Raw genomic sequence first — 21285 nt, 5'->3', positions numbered from 1 at the left:
CGTTGACGATCTTCGCGAGCAAGCTCGCTCTTACAAAGACCAGGCAGCAGGCTTTGTAGAAATGCCCAACAAACCCCACCCGCACTTGTGCATCGGACCGGCGTTATTGCCCAGGCCAACTGGCAGCATGGGCATTATAAAAACCGGAGAAAGCCCATCATGAAGATCATCATCGCCCCCGACTCGTTCAAGGACAGCCTCAGTGCCGCCGGCACGGCCCAGGCCATTGCCGAGGGGTTGGCCCAGGTCTGGCCGGATGCGCAGTTGATTGAATGTCCGATGGCCGATGGCGGTGAGGGCACCGTGGATGCAGTACTTGCCGCGTGCAATGGCCAGTTGCGCCGACAAACAGTGCGAGGCCCATTGGGAGATGAAGTCGAGGCACGTTGGGGCTGGTTGGCCGACAGCCGTACGGCGATTATCGAGATGGCCGAGGCCAGTGGTTTGCAACTGGTCGCGCCAGGCCAGCGTGACGCGTGTTCGACAACCACGTATGGCACCGGTGAGTTGATCCGCGCCGCCCTGGAGGCGGGGGCGCAGCGCATTATCCTGGCGATTGGCGGCAGTGCTACCAACGACGGCGGGGCCGGCGCGATGCAGGCCCTGGGGGTGCAACTGTTTGATGCGCAGAGTCAGCCGCTGCCTGCCGGTGGTCTGGCCTTGTCATGCCTGTCGCGTATCAGCCTTGAATCGCTCGACCCACGCCTGGCGCAGGTGCGCTTTGAGATCGCGGCTGACGTCAATAATCCCCTGTGTGGTCCTCACGGCGCCTCGGCCATTTTCGGCCCACAAAAAGGTGCGAGCCCCCAGCAAGTGGCCCAACTGGACGCCGCCCTTGACCATTTCGCCGACCACTGCGCCCAGGTGCTGCCCAAGGATGTACGCGACGAACCCGGCAGCGGTGCCGCCGGTGGCCTGGGCTTTGCCGCCAAGGCCTTCCTCGGTGCGCAATTTCGCCCTGGCGTGGAGGTGGTCGCCGAACTGGTTGGCCTCGAAGACGCCGTACGCGGCGCCGACCTGGTCATCACCGGCGAAGGCCGCTTCGACGCTCAGACCCTGCGCGGCAAGACCCCGTTCGGGGTGGCGCGCATCGCCAGTCAGCACGGCGTGCCGGTCATTGTGATCGCCGGCACCCTGGGCGACGGTTACGAGCAAATGTATGCCCAGGGTGTGGATGCGGCCTTTGCCTTGCCGTCGGGGCCGATGAGCCTGGAGCAAGCCTGCAGCGAGGCGCCGCGCCTGTTACGCGAGCGCGCGGCGGATATTGCGCGGGTGTGGCGCCTTGCGGCTAGTCGCTGACCCCCTGCGCCAATCGCTCCACCCACTGCGCCTGAAACGCTTGCAGCGCCGCGCCGGGTTGCTGCAACTGTACAAACTCCAGCATCGGGTCTTGCACCGCTGTGCGCACGCCGCTTAATTCCTCCAGGGTCGCCAACCCGCAAAACGGCACGTAGGCTTCGCTGTATCCGCCTTCATGCACCAGCACCAGGCGGCCCTGGCACAAACGCTCGGCTGCCTGGCGCAGGCTGCGGGTCATCAGCCGAAACGATTCGCTGTGCAGCAACATGCGCGCCAGTGGGTCGACGGCATTGGCGTCATAGCCGCAGGCGACAATGATCAGCTCTGGCTCGAAACGCTCAAGGGCAGGCACCACGATGCGTTCCATTGCATGCGCGTAGGTTGCGTGACCACTGCCCGGCGGCAGCGGGATATTGATGTTGGCGCCCAGGCCGGCACCACGGCCACGATCCTGGCCGCCGCTGTAGCCCGGCGGGTAGCAAGCGTCCTGATGCAGTGAAACCGTCAACACATCGGCACGTTCCTCGAAGATCGATTGCGTGCCGTTACCGTGGTGCACGTCCCAGTCGATCACGGCGACTTTGCCGAGCCCGTTGTGGGCCTTGGCGGCTTCGATGGCGATGGCAATGTTGGCGAGAAAGCAGAAACCCATGGCGCTGTCTGCCAGGCAATGATGCCCCGGTGGCCGGGACAGCGAATAGGCGTTGTGTACCTGACCCTTAAGCACCGCATCCACGGCGGCGATAGTCAAGCCAGCCGAAAGCTTGGCGATCTCATAGCTGCCAGGGCCAATCGGTGCCTGCGGGCCAAGTTCGCCACCGCCGGCATCGCTCAGGGCCTTGAAACGTTGCAGGTAAGCGCTGCTGTGCACCCTCAGCAAGTCTGCGTCACTGGCCGGTGTTGCGCTGCGCAGGTGCAGATGGCGAGTGAGTCCAGACACATCCAACAGGCTTTTCAAGCGGCGTTTGGTCTCCGGGGATTCGGCATGACCGCTGCCGGCCGGCGGTTGTACCCAGCCGCCGACGGGTAATGTCAGCGCGTGAGCCCCTGCGCTGTGCCACAGGCTCATTTCATCGAAGAAAAATGCGGTGGTTCGGTTCATACCGGCTCCAGTTCGGTGGGGTGAGAGGGGCGGCTGGTGAGGATCATCACCAGGGACAGCAGGGTAATAAGAGCTGCGCTCAGCAGCAGCAGGGTGAACCCGCCGCTGGCCTCGATCAGGCGACCGGCAATCGCCGGGCCGATAGCCAGGCCACCGCCGATCACCAGGTTGGAGGCGTTCATAAGCTTGCCGCTGTGATCAAGATCGGCCAGGCAGGCCAGCACCAGTGGCAGGATGAAGGTCCAGGTAAACTTGAACAGCAGCGCCGCCAGGGCAAAGCGCAACAGTGCGGGCTCGCCGAGCAAAAGCAGTACAGCTGCGGCCATCAGCGCATAGCCTGCGAGCAACAGGATTGCTCGCGGCAGCCGCCCGCCGATCAGCGACGCGCTCGCGGCGCCGGCAATGCCCATGACGGTTGCAAGGGCGAGCACCTCGCCACTGTGTTGCGGGGAAATCCCGACACGGGCGCCCAAGGCACCGATAAAGGTCCAGACACCGCCCAGGCTGATGTAAAAGGCCAGCACCGCGCCGACCCCCAGCGCGGCTTTCCAGCGTGAGCCAGGCAACGAAGGGCCATGGCTTGCCTGTGCCTTGGCGCTGCCAGCGGGAAACGCTCGCGCCAGAGGCAGCAACAAGGTCATCAAACCCGCCAGGATCAGGTAGCACGCGTTCAGTCCAAACCGCTCGAACACGCCCGGCAGCACGATCAGCCCAAGGGCGCCGACGACGAGTTGGCCCATCACCCATAACCCGTAGACCCGGCTGGGATTGGCGGTGGTAGCGGCGCTGGCCAGGCAGAGGATCATCAATGAGCCGCCGGCCAGGGCGCTGGCACCGCGCAGCAGCAGTAACGCTGCATAGGTGTCGGCGCGCATCGACAACAGATTGGCGGCGATAAACAAAAGCGCTGCGACCAGGGCCGCGGTTCGCCAGTCAACGCGCTTGAGCCACCACCAGGCGGGCAGGGTCGCCAGGCTCATCGCGCCCAGCTCCACGGAAAACAAATCGCCAATGCGTGCCGGGCTCAGTTGCCATTGGCTGGCCAATTGCGCGGCCACGGCGGGCGCGGTCATCAGGATGGTGGGGGTGATGGCGGCAAACAGCACGATTGCCGCCAGCTGTGCTTTTGCCGCAGAGGGTTGTGTGGGCATGTTCAAGCTCCAGGAAAAGGGTTCAAAACACATGAACCAGGCGCAGCAACGCCTCGGTCCCGGCATAGCCGTTGGAGGTCGCGACGTTTTGCGTGAGGCTGACCATCAGTTGGTTCCGGCGGTCGAGCCAATGCCCGAGTTCCAGGCCCAATTGGGTGTAGCGTTTGTGGGTGTCGTCGATACGACGATTGTTGATGCGCAGGGCGCCGCCGTCCGCCTGGATCAGGCGTAGCGCGCCGTAAGTGGCAGCGCTGAAGTCATAGGATGCGAAGGCTTGCAGGCGATATAGCGGGGCTTGCTTGAGTTCGCCGCCAAAGTAATCGTCATTCTTGCCATAAAGCTGAGCTTCGAGGTTGGCTTCCAGCACCCAGTTATCGCCAATGCCCTGGGTGTAGTTGTAAACAAAGGTGGCGCCCCAGCGATTGGCGCCGGGGGACACATCCGGGTTTTGACTGTGGTACTCACCCACCGGCACAGTGATCAGGCTTAACAGGCCGCTGTAGGTGCGCGATGCCGGGTCGTTGATGAAAAACAGCGTGCCACCCACTTGTGGGTCGCCCAGGCCGCGCTCGCGGGTGCGCTGTTCGGCACCAGGCAAGCGCGCGGCAATGTCGGCAAATGGCAGGATGAACTGCGGCGTACACAGCGTGCCGCAGGCGTCGGTGAAATACACCTGACGGTAGGCCAGGGCGTTAACCTTGAGGTCGGCCTTGCCGCTGCTGTCGGCGGGCCCATGGAAATCGCCGGCACGGGTGGCGGGCAAATACACCACCCCCAGGCTGGTGCCTGGCGGTGCGCCAAAAAAGTCCCTGGCGTTAAGGTCGGCAGCCTGGCTGTCGAGGCTGAGCAACGTGCCTGCGAGCAGCATGGCAAGCTTGCGTAAACGTGAATGAATCATGGCAAGGCATCTCTTGTGAGGGGCAGCCTGAAAACGGGCAATAGTCGCCCGCGACCGTGAAAACGAGCGTGACAACGTCTTGGGTTGAAAGGGCGAGGATCAGTCGGGAGGGGCGTGCACCAAGTGCGCTATACGCGCCTTGTCGTTGACCCCAAGCTTGGTGTAAATGGCCCGCAGGTGGTGACGCACCGTGTTGGGCGAAAGGCCAAGGTCGCGGGCCACTTCCTTATAGGTCTTGCCCTCGCCAAACCCTTGGGCCACGTCATTTTCACGCGGGCTCAGTTGGGGCAGGGCACGGTTGATGCGCGCCGCCAGCAGCAATTGGTCGCCCACTGCCGAAACCTGGATATGGATGTGCTTGCCGGTATGGCCGCGTTCATCCAGCGGTACCGGCAGGGTCGGGCCGCTCCAGCGCGGCCATTCGCTGAGCAACAGGTCGATAAAGCCGCGCTCGGCGCAATGCAATACCCCTCGCCGGTCGCATACGGCCAGGGCGAGGTTGCGTGGGCTGGTCAGGGTTTCACGCATGGCCACCAGGGTGCGGATCTGGTTCGCTGACACTGCCGCGACCAGGTGCAGCATCAGATTGTTGAGCAGTAAGCAATCCTTTGGGGTGAACCTGGCCGCACCGGGTTTGCGGTAGAGCGTCAGGTGGTCGCTGAGGTGGGTTTGCGGGTCGATATGGATCACGCACAGCAATTGGCCCAGGCCGTGGCGCTGCCCCAGCCAATTCAAGGCGCTGCCGTTGGCCGGGTCGAGCATATCGATGATCACGGCCTGGCCGGGCGTTGCATGGACACGGCCGACGGTCACGTCCAGATGGCGGATCGACTGCCAGTCCGCCAGGTAGTGCGGCGGCAAATGGTACAGGTAGCTGTTGTGCTCCTCCGGCAAACCGTCAATCACCGCGGCGCGACCCCACCATGCGCTGTCGAATGCCAGCAATTGGCTCAGGCGCGCCAGGGCATGGTGCTGGAAGTGTTCGATGTCCTGATGCTGGGCCAGGCGCTGCAGGTCCAGGACCAGGGTACTGAAGGCCTGCAACAGGCCATGGGAATCAAGGCGACTCATGGGTGTTCCTCTGTGGGACTTTTTTTGTTGTTCTCGTCACAGGGTGAAGGCCGGACCTGGGGTCAGGGGGCAGGGCCTGGGTTGAGTATCAGCGTTGCCAGGTTGGATCGCCATCGTTCAGATGCAGGATGGCGCTGGTTGCTGCATAGGAAAAACCCAGGCTCGTAAGGCGCAAGGCTTTACCTCTACACTGAGCCGCCACGTGTCTTTCAAAGGATGAAACGCCATGCACACACCTGAACCCCATATCGTGATTCAGCGCTTTACCGAGGCCCACCTTGAGGGCGTCACCGCGCTCTACAACGAACCGGCTGTCTGCCGTCAGGTGCTGCAAATGCCTTTCCAATCGGTAGAAGCCTGGCGCAAGCGTCTGGTGATGGATAACGAGCGGCGCTTGCAACTGGTGGCGGTGCATGGTGGCGAAGTGATTGGCCAATTGGGCCTGGAACAGTACCTGCGCGTGCGTCAGAGCCATGTCGGTTCGTTCGGCATGGGCGTGGCGACCACCTGGCAGGGCAAGGGCGTCGGTTCACGGCTGTTGACGGCTGCGCTGGACGTCGCCGACCACTGGATGAACCTGCGCCGCGTGGAGCTCACGGTGTACGCCGACAACGAAGCCGCACAACATCTGTATCGCAAGTTCGGCTTCGAAGTGGAGGGGCGGATGCGCGATTACGCCCTGCGTGACGGCGTATTTGTCGACACCCTGAGCATGGCGCGCCTGCGCAAGTCGGCTTAACGGGATTGAGGAAGTCCTGTTGTAGGAGCGAGCTTGCTCGCGAAAAACTCACAAGCGCCGCGTTCAATCAGGAAACACACGTTATCGTTGACGTTCTTCGCGAGCAAGCTCGCTCCTACAGAGGGCGAGACTGCGCCTTGATTGCCAGGTCAGATTTGGGAACTGTTATGCGTAGGAATACCACTGATACGCAGGTCACTGGTCTGCCGTCAGGCGAGTAGACAAATTCCAAGTTCCCATAGGACTACGTCATGAATATTGATCCGAACATTGCGTTGGCAAGGGCAAACGCCACCAGCGAGGCACACAGGGCTGTCGTCGAAATTGCTCATGCAGACGAGCGCGGCAATAAGAATAAATATCGCCAGGTTTCAGTGTCCATTGACCAAGTATTAGAAGGGTCAAAAGGGGCAGACGGATTTGCCGGTTCACTGGGTTCCGGGGACCCTGCGGAGGTGACGTATGAGTTCGCCAATCATCCCGAGACGGGTGGCACGGCCAGCCAGTTCACAGAAGCACAAAAAGGCGTGATCCGCGAGACCCTGAATAATTTCAGCGATGCCGCAAATATTCGGTTCAAAGAGTCGGTCAAGGCACAATCCCATCATATGCAGTTTAAGATTGATGGCAGTAGCTTCAAGTGGCAGGCCCCCTGGTATACGCCCGTGTCCGATGACGAGCCGGGCAGGGTGCAGGTATCGCTGAACCAGCGCCATGCCGATGACCTGGAAAAACCCAATAGTTTTGCGCGTCACATCATTGCAAAGGCCGTGGCCTTTAAATTAGGTCTTCCTGACCCAGCGTCTGCAGTATCAAGAAGCAACTACGCGGAAAACACGCAGGCTTACACGATAAGGAGTCCTTATCTGGAAAACCGCTCAGACCATCGCTTCAGTAAATCCCATGGTGAGGACACTCAGTATTCAAGTGCACCGATGATGGATGATATTGCAGTCGCGCAAGATAAATTCGGTGCGAACCTCCAAACGCGTACCGGAGATACGACGTATGGCTTTAACTCCAATGCCGATCGTGACGTGTTCAAACTGGAGTCGAGCGACGACTTGCCGGTGTTTTGTGTGTGGGACGCCGATGGTAATGACACCTTCGATTTCTCCGCCTTCAAGCAAGATCAGGTTATCAACTTGAAATCGGGTAGCTTCTCTAATGTTGGGGGAGGCCTGGGTAACGTTTCGATCGCCAATGGCGTCACCATCGAACGGGCTATTGGCGGTGCTGGCAACGACATTTTAATTGGCAATGACGTCGGTAACGAACTGGAGGGCGGCGAGGGCGATGACATTTTGTATGTCAAGGCGAACTCGGGCTTTAACCGGCTGACAGGCGGGCCGGGTAAAAATACCTTCGTTATCGGTGCGAACGACTCATCCGCCAGCTTTCAAAACACAGCAATAACGGACTTTGTCAGCGGCAAGGATAAGTTGGATATCTCGGCCCTGCGCGCAGCCCACCCCCGGCTCACCGTTACCCGCGAATATCATCGCAGCCATAATCTCACCTTGTTGCGTTTCGATTTCGACGGCGACGGAAAAGAAGATTTCATGATGAGCATAAGTGGGCGGTTCTCGCGTTCCGACTTCGGCGCTTGACCTCGATCGCCCCATCCGTATGCGTTATTTGCCCCTTTATTCATCGCATACGCTAGCTGGCGCCGAGCGAAATGAGGTGCACTGCCCAAGTATTGGCTATACCTACAACTCATTCTTACGATAATGGTCGCCAGGGAGTTCAATGATGAAGCTAAGGCTAATGGTCAGCGCGCTGTGCGTCGCCTCGCTCGGCATGGCTGGTTGCGCCAGCAAGGTACCGCAACCGGATGAGTATTCAGGGTTTCTTTCCAACTACAGCCAGCTCAAGGAAGCCAAGTCACCGTCGGGAGCCGAGGTGATGCGTTGGGTCGATCCACAGTTGGACCTGAGCCGCTACACCACGGTGTACATCGAGCCAACCCAGTTCTACCCCAAGCCCCAGGCCACCACCAGGATCCCTGACAGCACGCTGCGGGGCATCAACGAGTATTACAATCAGGCCCTCAGGCGTGAGCTGGCCAAGTCACTGCCCCTGGCCAACGCGCCCGGCCCTGGGGTGATCGTGGTTCGTGCGGCGATTACCGCCGTGAGCAGCAAGACGGAAGGCCTCAAACCCTATGAGTTTATCCCTGTAGCGCTGGTGGCCGCGGCAGTCAGCACCGGCACGGGTATCCGCGACCAGGAGACCACGCTGGGCACTGAGGCGCAGTTCCTCGATGGAGGCACGAACAAAGTGGTGGCCCAGGTGGTGCGCAAAGGCACCGGCAAGCCATTGGCCAATGACTCACAGGTGCTCAAGGCCGACGATGTGAAAATCGTGATTGATGGCTGGGCATCGGACCTGCATCAATCCTACATGAAGCTCAAAAAACACTGAGCCTCGGCAGGCCCGTGGTGCTACTTCAGCGGTGTGAGCGGGGGCAACTTCCATTGACCGTTACCCACTTCGGGCTTGGGCAGGTAAATACGCAGGACCGCGTAGAACGGACCGGGCGGAGCCGGCAGCCAATTGCTCTGCTCGGCCTTTGGTGGCTCGTGGTGTTGCAGCGCCAGGGTAATGCCACCGTCGGCGTCACGCTGGAGGGCCGGTAACATCCGCGAGTTGATCAGGTAGCGCTTCTTGTGGTTGGGCACCAGCATTTTGGTCTTGGCGTCGTACAGGGTCAGCGACCAGAACGCATCGGCCGGTGGCAACTGGTCCTTGGCAAAATGCACGGCGTAGCTGTGGCGTGCGCCGTTGGCCGGCTTACCCTCGCTGTCGACGAGGTAGGTCAAGTGCGCCGCTTCGTCACTGGACTGGCCGAAAATGCCCTGCGCGGCACCGGCGTAGCGATACAGGTAGTTGTTTTGCAGGCGGTCGCGGCTACCGAACAGGTCACCCTGGGCAACTTGATGAGTATCGAGCTTGTCCTTCTTGAACGCGGCAAATTCGGCCCGGCCATCGGCAATGCCTTCTTCCAGGGCCTTGCGCTGCTCTACTGTCAATTGGTTGACCTTGAACGGCGCACCGGGGGCGATACCGATTTTGGCGAAGCGCGCCAGCAGGTCTTTTTCGCTGTCCTGGGGCGCAGCGAAGGCCAGCATGAAGTTCAGGTAGCGAAACAGCTGCGGACCTTCGGTCATGGTCGCCGTCGGCTTGGGCCATTCGATCTTCGGCACCTTGGCCGGGGCAGGCTGCTTCACATAGCTGCTCAGGGGCTGCACTGTGTAGCCGCTCTGGATCTGCTTGACCTTGCCCAAATCCTTTTCATCGAACAGCTGCGTGCGGTACAGGGCGTAGGCAATGTTGCTTTCGCTGTAGACCACGCGGTCGATGTCCACCGGTTGCTGACCTTTCCAGTCAGGCCCGGCGATCATGTAGTGACCACCGTTGTTGCCCGTGCTGCGGGTGCCCAGGTAAGCAATGTTCTGGGCGTAGAGGTCGATCAACTGTACCGAGTAGTAGCGCTCGTCTTCTATCCGGGGCAGGGTCAGTATCAGGGGCTCTTTGCGCAGGTCCATCCATACGAACGAGTAGGGCGTGTCTGCGTTCGGGCTAGGAAGTGCGGTGTCCTTGGGAGTCAATACCTGCGCGGTATGAGCGATATGGTTGAACGGCGCCTTGAAGTGGGCGCCGCCCTTGTCGACGGCCTGGGTGTAGAGCGTCTTGTACATTTGCACCACCGGGAAGCCGTATAGGTACGCTTCCTTGGCGATCGCCCGGGCTTCACTGGGGCTGGCGGTGAAGTCAGCCCAGGCGCCGGTACTCATAAGTATCGAGAGGCTCGCCAACAGCAGGCGCGTCGGTTTTCCAATCATGTTGTTGCGTCCTTCCTGAGTTCTGTCTAAGAGCGTGGAGTGAAGGCGCAGAGTTTCCAGCTTTATTTGCTGAACGTCACGTTAATCCCTTCACCGCTCACCGGTGCCGACAGATAACTGCTGAGGACCAAGCGGGCTCACAACATGGATTTGACTTTGTCACGTAGCTGGTCGATGGAAAATGGCTTGCCGATCACCTGCATACCCTCCGGCACGTCTATATTTTCGGCATAGCCACTGGCAAACAGGATCGGCAGGGTGGGGCGCAGTTCGCGGACCCTGGTCGCCAGCGCCTTGCCATCCATGTCCGGCAGGCCGACATCGGTCATCATCAGGTCGATCACCTGGCTGGTGTTCTGCACCTGAGTGAGTGCCTGTTCGGCGTCAGCCGCCTCGATTACCTCGAACTCCAACTCTTCGAGTACATCGACGATCAGCATACGCACGATGGCGTCGTCTTCGACTACAAGGATGGTGGAGGTAGGGGGTACGAGCATAGGGGATATTCCTGAAAATAGAGAGCATACGGGGCTGCGGGATTGACTGACTGCTTACTAGTGAGTGTTGTGCTTCCTGGCAAGTTCCCACAAGGCGTGAGTATTGTGATCATTGTGCTAGGTAAAGTCTCTTGTGCGAGCAAAATTGCGGAAGGCGCTCGCTGAAAAAAAAGACGCGCCAATGAGCATCGGCGCGGCGTGGGTGGTTTTCTGATTACCGGCGACGAGTATTTCCTTGACCCTTATGACGAGATGGGGGCGTTGTATAGTGCTTCGACGTCTGCGGGTAGAACACTGTTCTTGATCGGCCATTCGCTATCATGATCAAAGACCTTGAACTCCAGAGCGTTGCGATCGACGGCATGGGTTTTATATTTAGGCCCCAGCTTTTTGTCATTAAATAGTCGTGCCAGGCCACTCTCCATCGCGTCTGCGCTTGAGAACGATGCATGCCCATAGTTAGGATCATAAAAATAAAACACCTTTTCGTCGCCGTTTACTTTGACCCCAGCAGCCATGGCATGGCCTGGCGAATCAATCATCAATGACTTTGAAGCGGTGGCGTCGCCCAATTCCTTCACCATCGTCTGATAGGTGACTTGACGGTGGGGTTTGCCGGCATAGAAGGAAGTTTGATTGCCCACTTGGTTCTGAAGTTTTTTCAGCCTCTCCATGAATCCGATCGAAGCGGGGTCCTTGGGAAACGCAGCAGCCTTATACATATTGCGAATCAGCTCCTGTTCCTTTCCATGCTCTACCGCGGTTGCCATCACGCGCGACAGTGCCGCGCATTGGCCATCAGACAGTTGCTTTGTCATGGTCAGGTAAATGACTTGTGGCATCGGCGTCACAGTACCAAAGCGTGGTTCTATGGTATCGATAAAACGAGCACTGCCTGCACGCCCCACTTCATAAGCAATGTCATCATATCGCCTGGTTAGAATGCCTACCTGCTCCGCAGTCAGGGTCTTGTCATTGGCCAGCTTCATCAAATCTTCAATTTTTGAAGATTTGGAAAGTCCGTTGATACGTTGGATATTTCCATGTTCGTACCCTGCCGCAAAAGCCTGCGCTCCGGGGCCTTTCCGATGACGGGCAACGGTTGCTTTCCAGTTATTGATAGTGGCGTCGTCAATTTTTTTGGTGTTGTCCTTCGCTGTCGCCCATTTGCCGAAATCGTCCGTATGCATGTGCGCGGAGGGTACAAAGTTCTCCAGAGGCGAGCCATAAGGTTGGCGGGTGGCGGGGTTGTAGGCATACCATTTATCACTGATGAGAACCGCTTGGTCTTCAAAAACAACGTTGTTATGTTTAAACGTGCCTATCGAGGTGGCGTCGAATCGTTTACTCGCTTCGACCAAATCGGGGCTCGCTTTTATGGCTCCCAGGCGCTTCAGGCCGGCGATTGCGGCTTTTTTTCCTCGTACTGCGAGGTTCCAGGTACCTATCGACAAGTCACCCAGCCCTCCCAACGGATTGAGTGTGCTGATCGTCGCCATGCCAATGGCTTTTGCCGCCCGCGCACCTTTAACCAAACGGGATGCCGTGGTGCCTGCGATCTTGAAGACCTTTCCTGCGGTTCCCACCCCGGCGGTAAGAAAGCCGAACAGGTCCAGCCCAAGATCCAGAGCGCCGGCCCCAATATTACCTGCACGGAAATTGTTGATCGCGGAACGAAACGGGATCAGGTCCAGCAAGAACTCGTTCACGGCATCGGCGCGGGTTTGATTTTTGTCCGCTGTCGTCTGGCCCAGTGCCTGTTGCTTGAGCGCCTTATCTTCGAAATTGATATGTTCAACGAATGCGTCTGCGATGAGCTGAACACGGCTTGATGCGAAGGTATCGCCAGGCGCTCCACTAGCAGGTGCCCGCTCAGGTTCGAGTAATGTGTCTGCGCCCGCCGGTTGAAACACTTTGGTTTCGTGGAGGAGATTCGCTTGCCGGTCATGTCTAGGTGCCGCTTTCCCTGCAGAAACCGCTTGGATAAGCCCAGCGTTGAAGTCGATTTTATATGCGCTCGTCACGCCGTCGCGTTCAATCTTGACGAGCAGCGACTCATTTCTGCCGTGATTTGTCGAACCGATGAAGCCGGTACCCAGCGTGCTGGAGTGTTGTTGATAAAAAGTGATGGCGCCAAATTGGAAGTTTTTTCGGTCCTCTACGGGCAATTGGGAGATCAGGTGTTTTATATAGATCTGGGTTCCCTGTTTTTTTTTCTCAATGATGGTCTTGAATTCTGATTCGAACGCATCGCGCACGCCAAAGCGATGATTAGCGTTCAACTGTGTCACCGGAATGCGCTGATCATCCGAGGTAAACACCAGGTTGGGAGCGCAGAGGTCCATCATGGCGATGTCCAACAGAGAATGAGGGCCTACTTCTACGGTGGAATACCGAACTCGCCCAACCGAGTCCGTCTCTTTACGGCTTACGTGAATCAGCCGCTCTTCAAATAGTGTTTCCAGCTCGGGGAAGCGCTCTTTAAGTACGGCCCGCGCCATTTCTTTGCGCGACGGGATGTCCATCTCGAAGGCCTCTGCCGCTACAGCCATCTCGGTTCTGCGCGCGTTGAAGGCAGTGACCAACGTGGCCAATTCGTCGGCGGTATACAGGTGATCATCTTTTTGATGAGCGCTGTCGCTGGGTAGACCATTGACTTTGCCCCAATCGATCAACGCTTCACGCTGAGCGATTCGGGTCACGTTCGGGTCCATCAAGCTTGCGCTCTCTGCCTCAAGCATGACCTGCGCAAAAGTCATGTTGAGGATTTTACCTGGCGTGCGGGCTTCGATGGTTGCGGCAGCGACCGCCAGGTCGACCCAGGCATGGCTGCCATATTTGATGCTGGCGGGGATGTCTTTGATCAGGTACACCGGGGCGCGGCCCGCCAATAGCAGGTAGGCACCCACCTTGGCCAATTCCGCGGTGGTTTTGCCTTTATCGATCAACCATTGGGTCAGGCCATCTATGACCACGGACGCGGGTTTGCCCCAATGGTCGCGACTGGCCAAATCGAAGCCGGCGATTTGATTGCGGTGTGGGGCAGTGATCGACTCCGGATCCAGCTGCAATGCGATGCCCGCCAGCAGATAGTCCGTCCCGCTGGTGTCGCTCAAAATGCCTTGCATTCGCTCTTGCAGGTCTTTACCCATCAGCTGTCCTTGCGGGGTACTGATCAATGCCTGCAGGATTTTGGCTGGTTCATCCCGAGGCCCCGTCGCAATGGATTGCTGATAGCGCAGGAACTCCAGTACTCCGCCTTTGGTTTGCGCCACCAAGGGCTTGTCGCCTAAAGCGTGCTCTTGATTGAGGGTGATAGCGCGCAGTCGGTGTTGTTCATCCGTGCTCAAGGGGACCGGCCAGGACAACGCGCCTCCCAGGTTGCCGAAGGAGTTCTCCATGGAGCGATTGGTCACAGAAAAAGCGAGGCCTGTGAGGTGGAAATAGCTACTGGGCAAAGGCAATCCCAAGATTTTTTTGATGAAGGTCTCAAGGGTCACACTGTCACCCGCTTCATTGGCATAGGAAGACTCAGGGTGAATATCCAGTGGGGTACTGCCCAGGGCCGCCAGTACCAACTGAGGCGTAGCCCCTTTACCGAGCTGGCTCGCAATCTGCTGGAGCTTCTGACCCAGTGACTTCAAATTTTCTTTGTCTGCCAGATCGGCGGCCAAGCCGGTTTTGCGTTGAGGTGGCGGGCTGACGGGGGCAGGGGAGTTCGGGGCGCTCGATTGAGCCTGGGTGGCGTGGAGTGCTTGTGTTGTTTCAGGGAATGGAATGACAGTTGATACAACGGGAAAAGCACGTTGTTCGATATTGTTCAGCATGATGGATAAACCTTTCAGGGTAGGAAATGCGCCCTCCTGGTGGAGCCTCCTTGTCCCGAGACGCTATCCTGAGTGGTAAGCTCCGTAGGTAGGTTCCGATACGTCCTACTCCCGAATGTGAGAAATAACGTCAATAACTGAATGTAAAATACGTAACGGCGTGGCGTATTTTTTGCTGGAGGACAACATTTCTACGGTATTGCGGCCTTAGAAAAATAGCGTTCAAGCGCCACTTTGGGGCAAACTCCCGGGTTTTCCGCACTTGGCCAAGGCATGCCCATGACTCCCGCGTCGTCCGTCGATGAAAAGAGCTTCCGTACCCTGTTGAGCCGGAACGTGGCCCTGCCTTTGGGCGTGGGCGTGCTCAGCGCGGTGTTTTTCGTCTGCCTGATTACCTATTTGCTCTCGGTGATCCAGTGGGTGGAGCACACCGATCGGGTCATCAACAACCTCAATGAGACGTCCAAGCTGACGGTTGACCTGGAAACCGGTATGCGCGGCTTTCTGATCACCGGCGATGAACATTTCCTCGACCCCTATGAGGTGGCCAAGCCGCGAATCATTGCCGACCTGCGCAATTTGCAGGAACTGGTGGCGGACAACCCTCAGCAGGTCGACCGCCTCAAACGCCTGGAAGCCCTGCAGAGCGAGTGGAACAAGTACGCCCAGTCGATGATTGATATGCAGCGCCAAAACGGTGACTACCGCGGCGCCGTCAAGGCTGGCCGAGGCAAACGTCTGACGGATGAGATCCGCCGGGAGTACGAAGACGCGGTGGCGATGGAGCAGCAGTTTCGCATCACCCGTAACCAGGAGGTCACCCGTACGACGGTGATCAGCGTCACCCTGTATTTGGTGTTCGTCCTGGGCTTGAGCGGTTTTCTTGCTTATGCAGGAAGAAAGAATTTAGTTTCACTTTCAGAGAGTTACAGCGCAAACCTCGCGTCACAACAGAAGATTGCACGGCGCCTTGAACGGCAAGCCTGGCTGCGCAATGGCCAGACCGAGCTGGCTGAACAGGTGCTCGGCCAACTGACCCTGAACATGTTGGGTCGCAATATCCTGCAGTTCTTCGCCCAGTACATGGGCTCCGCCGTTGGCGCACTGTACGTGCGCGAAGAACACGGCGGCCTCAAGCGCGTGGCTACTTATGGCTTCTCCCGCGAGCAAGAGCAGCAGGAACAGTCGATCTATAACGACGAAGGCATCGTTGGGCAGGCCGCCCAACTGGATCGCCTGATTCGTCTGGACGATGTGCCGGTGGATTACTTCAAAGTCAGCTCCGGTCTGGGCGAGGGCGCTACCCGTAGCGTACTGGTCGTGCCGACCAGCGATGAGGACCGCGTCAACGGCGTGGTTGAGCTGGGCTTCCTGCGTGCGCTGGATGAGCGCGATGTCGAACTGCTGGAACTGATTGCCGGCAATATCGGCACGTCCATCGAAGCCGCCCGCTATCGCCAGCGCTTGCAGGAAGTGCTGGCCGAAACCCAGCAGCTCAACGAAGAGCTGCAAGTGCAGCAGGAAGAGCTCAAGACCGCCAACGAAGAACTCGAAGAGCAGTCACGCATCCTCAAGGAATCCCAGGCCCACCTGGAGACTCAACAGGCCGAGCTTGAGCAGACCAACGAGCAGCTTGCCGAACAAACCCAGACCCTGGCCGAGCAGCGCGACGCCATGGACCGCAAGAACGTCGAGCTGAACCAGGCCCAGTTGGAGCTGGAAGACCGTGCCGATGAGTTGCAACGCTCCAGCAAGTACAAGTCCGAGTTCCTCGCCAACATGTCCCACGAGCTGCGCACCCCGCTGAACAGCTCGTTGATTCTGGCCAAGCTGCTGGCAGAGAACCCGCAGGAAAACCTCAGTGCCGAGCAGGTCAAGTTTGCCGAGTCGATCTATTCTGCCGGCAATGACTTGCTCAACCTGATCAACGACATCCTGGACATTTCCAAGGTTGAAGCTGGCAAGCTGGAAGTGCGCCCGGAAAACTCCAGTGTGGTGCGCCTTGTCGACGGCCTGCGGGGGATGTTCGAGCCGCTGGCGGCGGATCGCAAGCTGGGCTTTGCGGTGGACGTGCAGCAGGGCGCGCCGACCTTGCTGTTCACCGATCGCCAGCGCCTGGAGCAGATCCTCAAGAACCTGTTGTCCAACGCCATCAAGTTCACCGAACAGGGCGAGGTCAGCCTGACCGTCTCCCGGGCGCCAGGGGAGGGCATTGCCTTTACCGTGCGCGACTCCGGCATCGGTATCGCCCTGGACCAGCAGGAAAGTATCTTCGAAGCCTTCCGCCAGGCCGATGGCACCACCAATCGCCGTTATGGCGGTACCGGCCTGGGCCTGTCGATTTCCCGCGACCTGGCGGCGTTGCTGGGCGGTTACATCAGCGTGACCAGCGAGCCGGGCAAGGGCAGTATTTTCACCCTGGTGTTGCCCGAGCAATATGTGGAACGCGAGGAAGACGCACAGACCGTCGAGCCACCGCGCCAAGCCGTGGTCACACCGATCCCTGCGCCAGTGAGGATTTCGCCACAGCCGGTTGCCGACGCCCAACTGATCCCACGCTTTGCCGATGACCGTGAAAAAGCTCCGTTCAGCACCCGCTGCATCCTGGTAGTGGAAGACGAGCCCAACTTTGCGCGCATCCTGTACGACCTGGCCCATGAACTGGGCTACCACTGCCTGGTCGCCCATGGGGCCGACGAAGGCTACAGCCTCGCCGAGGAATACATCCCGGACGCGATTCTGCTGGACATGCGCCTGCCGGATCATTCCGGGCTGACCGTGCTGCAGCGTCTCAAAGAGCACGCCAACACCCGCCACATCCCTGTACACGTGATTTCCGTGGAAGACCGCGTCGAAGCCGCGATGCACATGGGCGCCATCGGCTATGCGGTCAAACCCACCACCCGTGAAGAACTCAAGGACGTGTTCGCCCGTCTGGAAGCCAAGCTGACTCAGAAGGTCAAGCGCGTGCTGCTGGTGGAGGACGATGACCTGCAACGCGACAGCATCGCCCGCTTGATCGGCGACGATGATATTGAAATCACCGCCGTAGGCTTTGCCCAGGAAGCTCTCGACCTGCTGCGCAACAATATCTACGACTGTATGATCATCGACCTCAAGCTGCCGGACATGCTCGGCAATGAGTTGCTCAAGCGCATGGCCACCGAAGATATCTGCTCGTTCCCGCCGGTGATCGTCTACACCGGGCGCAACCTGACCCGCGATGAAGAGGCTGAACTGCGCAAGTATTCACGCTCGATCATCATCAAGGGCGCACGCTCACCTGAACGCCTGCTGGATGAAGTCACACTCTTTCTGCACAAAGTCGAATCCCAGCTGTCCCATGACCGCCAGAAGATGCTCAAGACCGCCCGCAGCCGCGACAAGGTCTTCGAGGGGCGCAAGATCCTGCTGGTGGACGACGATGTACGCAATATCTTCGCCCTGACCAGCGCGCTGGAGCACAAGGGCGCCGTGGTGGTGATCGGGCGTAACGGACGCGAAGCGATCGACAAACTCAACGAAGTCGAGGATGTCGACCTGGTATTGATGGACGTGATGATGCCGGAGATGGACGGTTACGAGGCCACGGCCTTGATCCGCCAGGACCCGCGCTGGAAGAAACTGCCGATCATTGCAGTGACGGCCAAGGCCATGAAAGACGATCAGGAGCGCTGCCTGGCGGCCGGCTCCAACGATTACCTGGCCAAGCCGATTGACCTGGACCGTCTGTTCTCGCTGATTCGCGTATGGCTACCGAAGATGGAACGTATTTAAGTGGAACAGTGTTTTTTGGACAAAAGCAGCGACATTGAGCTGCGCCTGTTGATTGAGGCGATTTACCTCAAGTACAGCTACGACTTTCGTGACTACTCCGGTGCGTCGGTCAAACGGCGCGTGGCCCACGCCTTGCGCCAGTTCGACTGCGCGACCATCTCGGCGCTGCAGGAGCGGGTGCTGCACGACCCGGCGGCGTTCATGCAGCTGCTGCAATTTCTGACCATCCCGGTGAGCGAGATGTTTCGCGACCCGTCGCACTTCCTGGCCATCCGTCAGGAAGTGGTGCCACTGCTCAAGACCTACCCGTCGATCAAGATTTGGATCGCCGGCTGCAGCACGGGCGAGGAGGTATACTCCATGGCCATCCTGCTGCGTGAAGAGGGGTTGCTTGAACGCACGATAATCTACGCCACGGACATCAACCCGACATCGCTGGAGAAAGCCAAGCAGGGCATCTTCTCCCTTGAGAACGTGCGCGCCTACACCGCCAATTATCAGCAGGCCGGTGGGCAACGTTCATTTGCCGACTATTACACCGCAGCTTACGATTACGCGATCTTCGACAAGACGCTACGCGAGAACGTGACCTTCGCCGACCACAGCCTGGCGACCGACAGTGTTTTCTCAGAAACACAATTAATTTCATGTCGTAATGTATTGATTTATTTCAATAAAAAATTGCAGGATCGCGCATTCGGATTGTTTCATGAGTCGCTGTGTCATCGCGGCTTTCTCGTGCTGGGCAGCAAGGAAACTCTGGATTTTTCCGCCTACAGCAAGCAATTCGAACCCTTGGTCAAACAGGAACGGATCTACCGTAAATCATGAGCGAGGCGCATGAACCTCCGATTCGTGGAATTGAAGCCATCGTCGTCGGCGCTTCCGCCGGTGGCGTCGAGGCGTTGCTGAGCATTTTCGGTCAACTGCCTGGCACTTTCGGCCTGCCGATCATCGCCGTGTTGCACCTGCCGGATGAGCGTCGCAGCCAGCTGGCGGAGGTCTTCGCGCGGCGCCTGAACATTCCGGTCAAGGAAGCTCAGGACAAGGAAGCAGTGGAGGCGGGCACCTTGTATTTTGCCGGGCCTGGCTATCACCTCTCGGTGGAGCACGACCGCAGCCTGTCCCTGAGCCAGGAAGATCGCGTGCACCACTCCCGGCCTGCCATCGACTTCCTGTTCGACTCTGCCGCCGATGTGTATGGGCCGCGCCTGCTGGCGATCCTGCTGACCGGCGCCAACCAGGACGGTGCGCTGGGGCTGGCCCACGTCAAACAATCAGGGGGCACCACCGTGGTACAAGACCCTGCCGAAGCCCGGATCGCCGTGATGCCTCTGGCGGCCCTGGCCTTGCACACACCCGACCATATTCTTTCCTTGGGCCGTATCGGCTCATTGCTGGCTTCCCTGGAACCCTTCCCATGTTAAGTACTGTCCAGGCCAAACTGCTGATCGTCGACGATCTGCCGGAAAACCTGCTGGCCCTTGAAGCGCTGATCAAGCGCGAGGATCGCCAGGTCTTCAAGGCATTGAGTGCCGACGAAGCGTTGTCCCTGTTGCTGGAACATGAATTCGCCATGGCGATTCTCGACGTGCAGATGCCCGGCATGAACGGTTTCGAGCTGGCCGAACTAATGCGCGGTACCGAAAAGACCAAAAACATCCCGATTGTGTTCGTCAGCGCCGCCGGCCGCGAACTCAACTACGCCTTCAAGGGTTATGAGAGCGGGGCCGTTGATTTCCTGCACAAACCGCTGGATATCCACGCGGTCAAGAGCAAGGTCAATGTGTTCGTCGACCTGTACCGCCAGAGCAAGGCGATGAAACTGCAAGTCGAGGAACTGGAGCGCAGCCGCCGCGAGCAGGAACTGTTGCTCACGCGCCTGCAGGCTACCCAGGCCGAGCTGGAGCAGGCGGTGCGTATGCGTGACGACTTCATGTCGATTGTCGCCCACGAAGTGCGTACGCCTCTGAACGGGCTGATTCTGGAAACGCAACTGCGCAAGATGCACTTGGCCCGCGACAACGCCGCCGCATTTACCCTGGACAAGATGCACGCCATGGTCGACCGCGACGAGCGGCAGATCAAAAGCCTGATCCGCCTGATCGAGGACATGCTCGACGTGTCGCGCATCCGCACCGGCAAGCTGTCCATCCGCCCGGCGCGTTTTGACCTGACGCGGCTGGTGCGCGACCTGGTGCACAACTTCGAGCCACAGGTCGTCGCTGCCGAATCGTCAATGCAGTTAGTGGCCGAAGAGCCTGTGGAAGGTAATTGGGATGAATTCCGTATTGAGCAGGTGATTACCAACTTGTTGACCAATGCGCTGCGCTACGGGGCCAAAAGCCCCGTGAATGTGCGGGTGTATACCGAGCATGGTGAGGCGCGCGTGGAAGTGCGCGACCGTGGCATTGGTATCAGCGAAGAGAACCAGAAACGTATTTTCCAGCAGTTCGAGCGGGTTTCGGCTAACCATGCCGCCGCCGGACTGGGCCTGGGGTTGTTTATCTCCGAGCAGATTGTTGCGGCCCATGGCGGCACCATTGAGGTCGAGAGCCAGATAGGCGAGGGCGCCCTGTTTCGCGTGTGCCTGCCCCTTGAGGCGGCTGCGTGAAATCAATCGTCAGCCCGACGCAACCTCTGCGTGACCCCATGGTCGTAACTGCAGCAATTGACCGGACAAAGGCTTCCCATGAGTGAAGATGCGCAAGATGTCGTACTGATCGTCGAGGACGACGAATCCATTATGTTTGTGCTGGGTGAATACCTGGCTGGCCTGGGTTATCGGGTCTTGAAGGCGATCAATGGGGAGCAGGCCTTTGAAATCCTCGCGACCAAGCCGCACCTGGACCTGATGGTCACCGATTACCGGCTGCCCGGCGGGATTTCCGGTGTGCAGATTGCCGAGCCGGCGCTGAAACTGCGACCGGAATTGAAAGTGATCTTTATCAGCGGCTATCCGCAGGAAATTCTCGACTGTAACAGCCCGATCACGCGCAATGCGCCTATTCTGGCCAAGCCGTTTGATCTGGATACGCTGCAGGAGCATATCCAGCGGTTGCTGGCTTGAAATGAG

General features: G+C 58.8%; 16 protein-coding genes. 9 read left to right on the top strand and 7 right to left on the bottom strand.

Annotation, left to right across the window (positions count from 1 at the left end; translation table 11 throughout):
- Positions 1-159 precede the first annotated feature (159 nt).
- Positions 160-1299, top strand: a complete 1140-nt coding sequence (locus tag JFT63_RS11660; RefSeq protein WP_057703073.1) for a glycerate kinase — start codon at positions 160-162, stop codon at positions 1297-1299.
- On the opposite strand, the gene JFT63_RS11655 is transcribed toward JFT63_RS11660, so the two are convergent.
- The 4 genes from JFT63_RS11655 to JFT63_RS11640 form a co-directional block, all read right to left on the bottom strand.
- Complete coding sequence (locus JFT63_RS11655) at positions 1289-2401, bottom strand: class II histone deacetylase (RefSeq protein ID WP_186560013.1); 1113 nt, start codon at positions 2399-2401, stop codon at positions 1289-1291. The genes JFT63_RS11660 and JFT63_RS11655 overlap by 11 nt on opposite strands.
- On the bottom strand, positions 2398-3552 hold the full coding sequence (locus JFT63_RS11650) for an MFS transporter (protein ID WP_198843990.1): 1155 nt from the start codon (positions 3550-3552) through the stop codon (positions 2398-2400). Before JFT63_RS11650 ends, JFT63_RS11655 begins: the two co-directional genes overlap by 4 nt.
- A 22-nt stretch (positions 3553-3574) precedes the next feature.
- Positions 3575-4450 carry a transporter gene (locus JFT63_RS11645; protein WP_057703070.1) on the bottom strand — a complete coding sequence of 292 codons (876 nt, stop codon included), beginning with the start codon at positions 4448-4450 and terminating at the stop codon, positions 3575-3577.
- A 99-nt stretch (positions 4451-4549) separates the two neighbouring features.
- On the bottom strand, positions 4550-5521 hold the full coding sequence (locus tag JFT63_RS11640) for a helix-turn-helix transcriptional regulator (RefSeq protein ID WP_057703069.1): 972 nt from the start codon (positions 5519-5521) through the stop codon (positions 4550-4552).
- Positions 5522-5747: 226 nt separating this feature from the next.
- Between JFT63_RS11640 and JFT63_RS11635 the strand changes: the two genes are divergently transcribed.
- The 3 genes from JFT63_RS11635 to JFT63_RS11625 all read left to right on the top strand — a co-directional run bounded on the left by JFT63_RS11635 (position 5748) and on the right by JFT63_RS11625 (position 8687).
- A complete protein-coding gene (locus JFT63_RS11635) occupies positions 5748-6260 on the top strand; it encodes a GNAT family N-acetyltransferase (protein WP_186560011.1) in 513 nt (170 codons plus the stop codon).
- Positions 6261-6511: 251 nt separating this feature from the next.
- Positions 6512-7870, top strand: coding sequence for a M10 family metallopeptidase C-terminal domain-containing protein (locus tag JFT63_RS11630; protein WP_198843989.1), 1359 nt, complete (start codon positions 6512-6514; stop codon positions 7868-7870).
- Positions 7871-8015: 145 nt separating this feature from the next.
- The gene (locus JFT63_RS11625) at positions 8016-8687 is read left to right on the top strand and encodes a DUF3313 domain-containing protein (RefSeq protein ID WP_198843988.1); all 672 of its coding nucleotides are present in this window, start codon (positions 8016-8018) and stop codon (positions 8685-8687) included.
- A gap of 20 nt (positions 8688-8707) precedes the next feature.
- Here the strand turns inward: JFT63_RS11625 and JFT63_RS11620 are convergent, their stop codons facing one another.
- From JFT63_RS11620 to JFT63_RS11610, 3 genes are all read right to left on the bottom strand, one after another.
- Positions 8708-10108 (bottom strand): DUF1254 domain-containing protein, encoded by a 1401-nt coding sequence (locus tag JFT63_RS11620; RefSeq protein ID WP_186560008.1) that lies wholly within the window; start codon positions 10106-10108, stop codon positions 8708-8710.
- 137 nt (positions 10109-10245) lie between these two features.
- Positions 10246-10605, bottom strand: coding sequence for a response regulator (locus JFT63_RS11615; RefSeq protein ID WP_198843987.1), 360 nt, complete (start codon positions 10603-10605; stop codon positions 10246-10248).
- A gap of 242 nt (positions 10606-10847) precedes the next feature.
- Positions 10848-14432: a YopT-type cysteine protease domain-containing protein gene (locus JFT63_RS11610; RefSeq protein ID WP_198843986.1), complete on the bottom strand. Its 3585-nt coding sequence runs from the start codon at positions 14430-14432 to the stop codon at positions 10848-10850.
- A 279-nt stretch (positions 14433-14711) separates the two neighbouring features.
- On the opposite strand from JFT63_RS11610, the gene JFT63_RS11605 reads away from it, so the two are divergent.
- The 5 genes from JFT63_RS11605 to JFT63_RS11585 all read left to right on the top strand — a co-directional run bounded on the left by JFT63_RS11605 (position 14712) and on the right by JFT63_RS11585 (position 21279).
- Positions 14712-18209, top strand: a complete 3498-nt coding sequence (locus JFT63_RS11605) for a response regulator (protein ID WP_198843985.1) — start codon at positions 14712-14714, stop codon at positions 18207-18209.
- Positions 18210-19040 (top strand): CheR family methyltransferase, encoded by an 831-nt coding sequence (locus JFT63_RS11600; protein WP_186560003.1) that lies wholly within the window; start codon positions 18210-18212, stop codon positions 19038-19040. It begins immediately after the preceding gene.
- Positions 19037-19636, top strand: coding sequence for a chemotaxis protein CheB (locus tag JFT63_RS11595; protein ID WP_057703061.1), 600 nt, complete (start codon positions 19037-19039; stop codon positions 19634-19636). The genes JFT63_RS11600 and JFT63_RS11595 overlap by 4 nt, the downstream gene beginning before the upstream one ends.
- Positions 19630-20823 carry a hybrid sensor histidine kinase/response regulator gene (locus JFT63_RS11590; protein WP_198843984.1) on the top strand — a complete coding sequence of 398 codons (1194 nt, stop codon included), beginning with the start codon at positions 19630-19632 and terminating at the stop codon, positions 20821-20823. The genes JFT63_RS11595 and JFT63_RS11590 overlap by 7 nt, the downstream gene beginning before the upstream one ends.
- A gap of 78 nt (positions 20824-20901) precedes the next feature.
- Complete coding sequence (locus JFT63_RS11585; protein WP_057703059.1) at positions 20902-21279, top strand: response regulator; 378 nt, start codon at positions 20902-20904, stop codon at positions 21277-21279.
- Positions 21280-21285: the final 6 nt, after the last annotated feature.

This window comes from Pseudomonas sp. MF7453, from assembly GCF_016405455.1.
Lineage (GTDB): Bacteria > Pseudomonadota > Gammaproteobacteria > Pseudomonadales > Pseudomonadaceae > Aquipseudomonas > Aquipseudomonas paralactis.
This window is presented reverse-complemented; position numbering and strand designations above follow the sequence as displayed.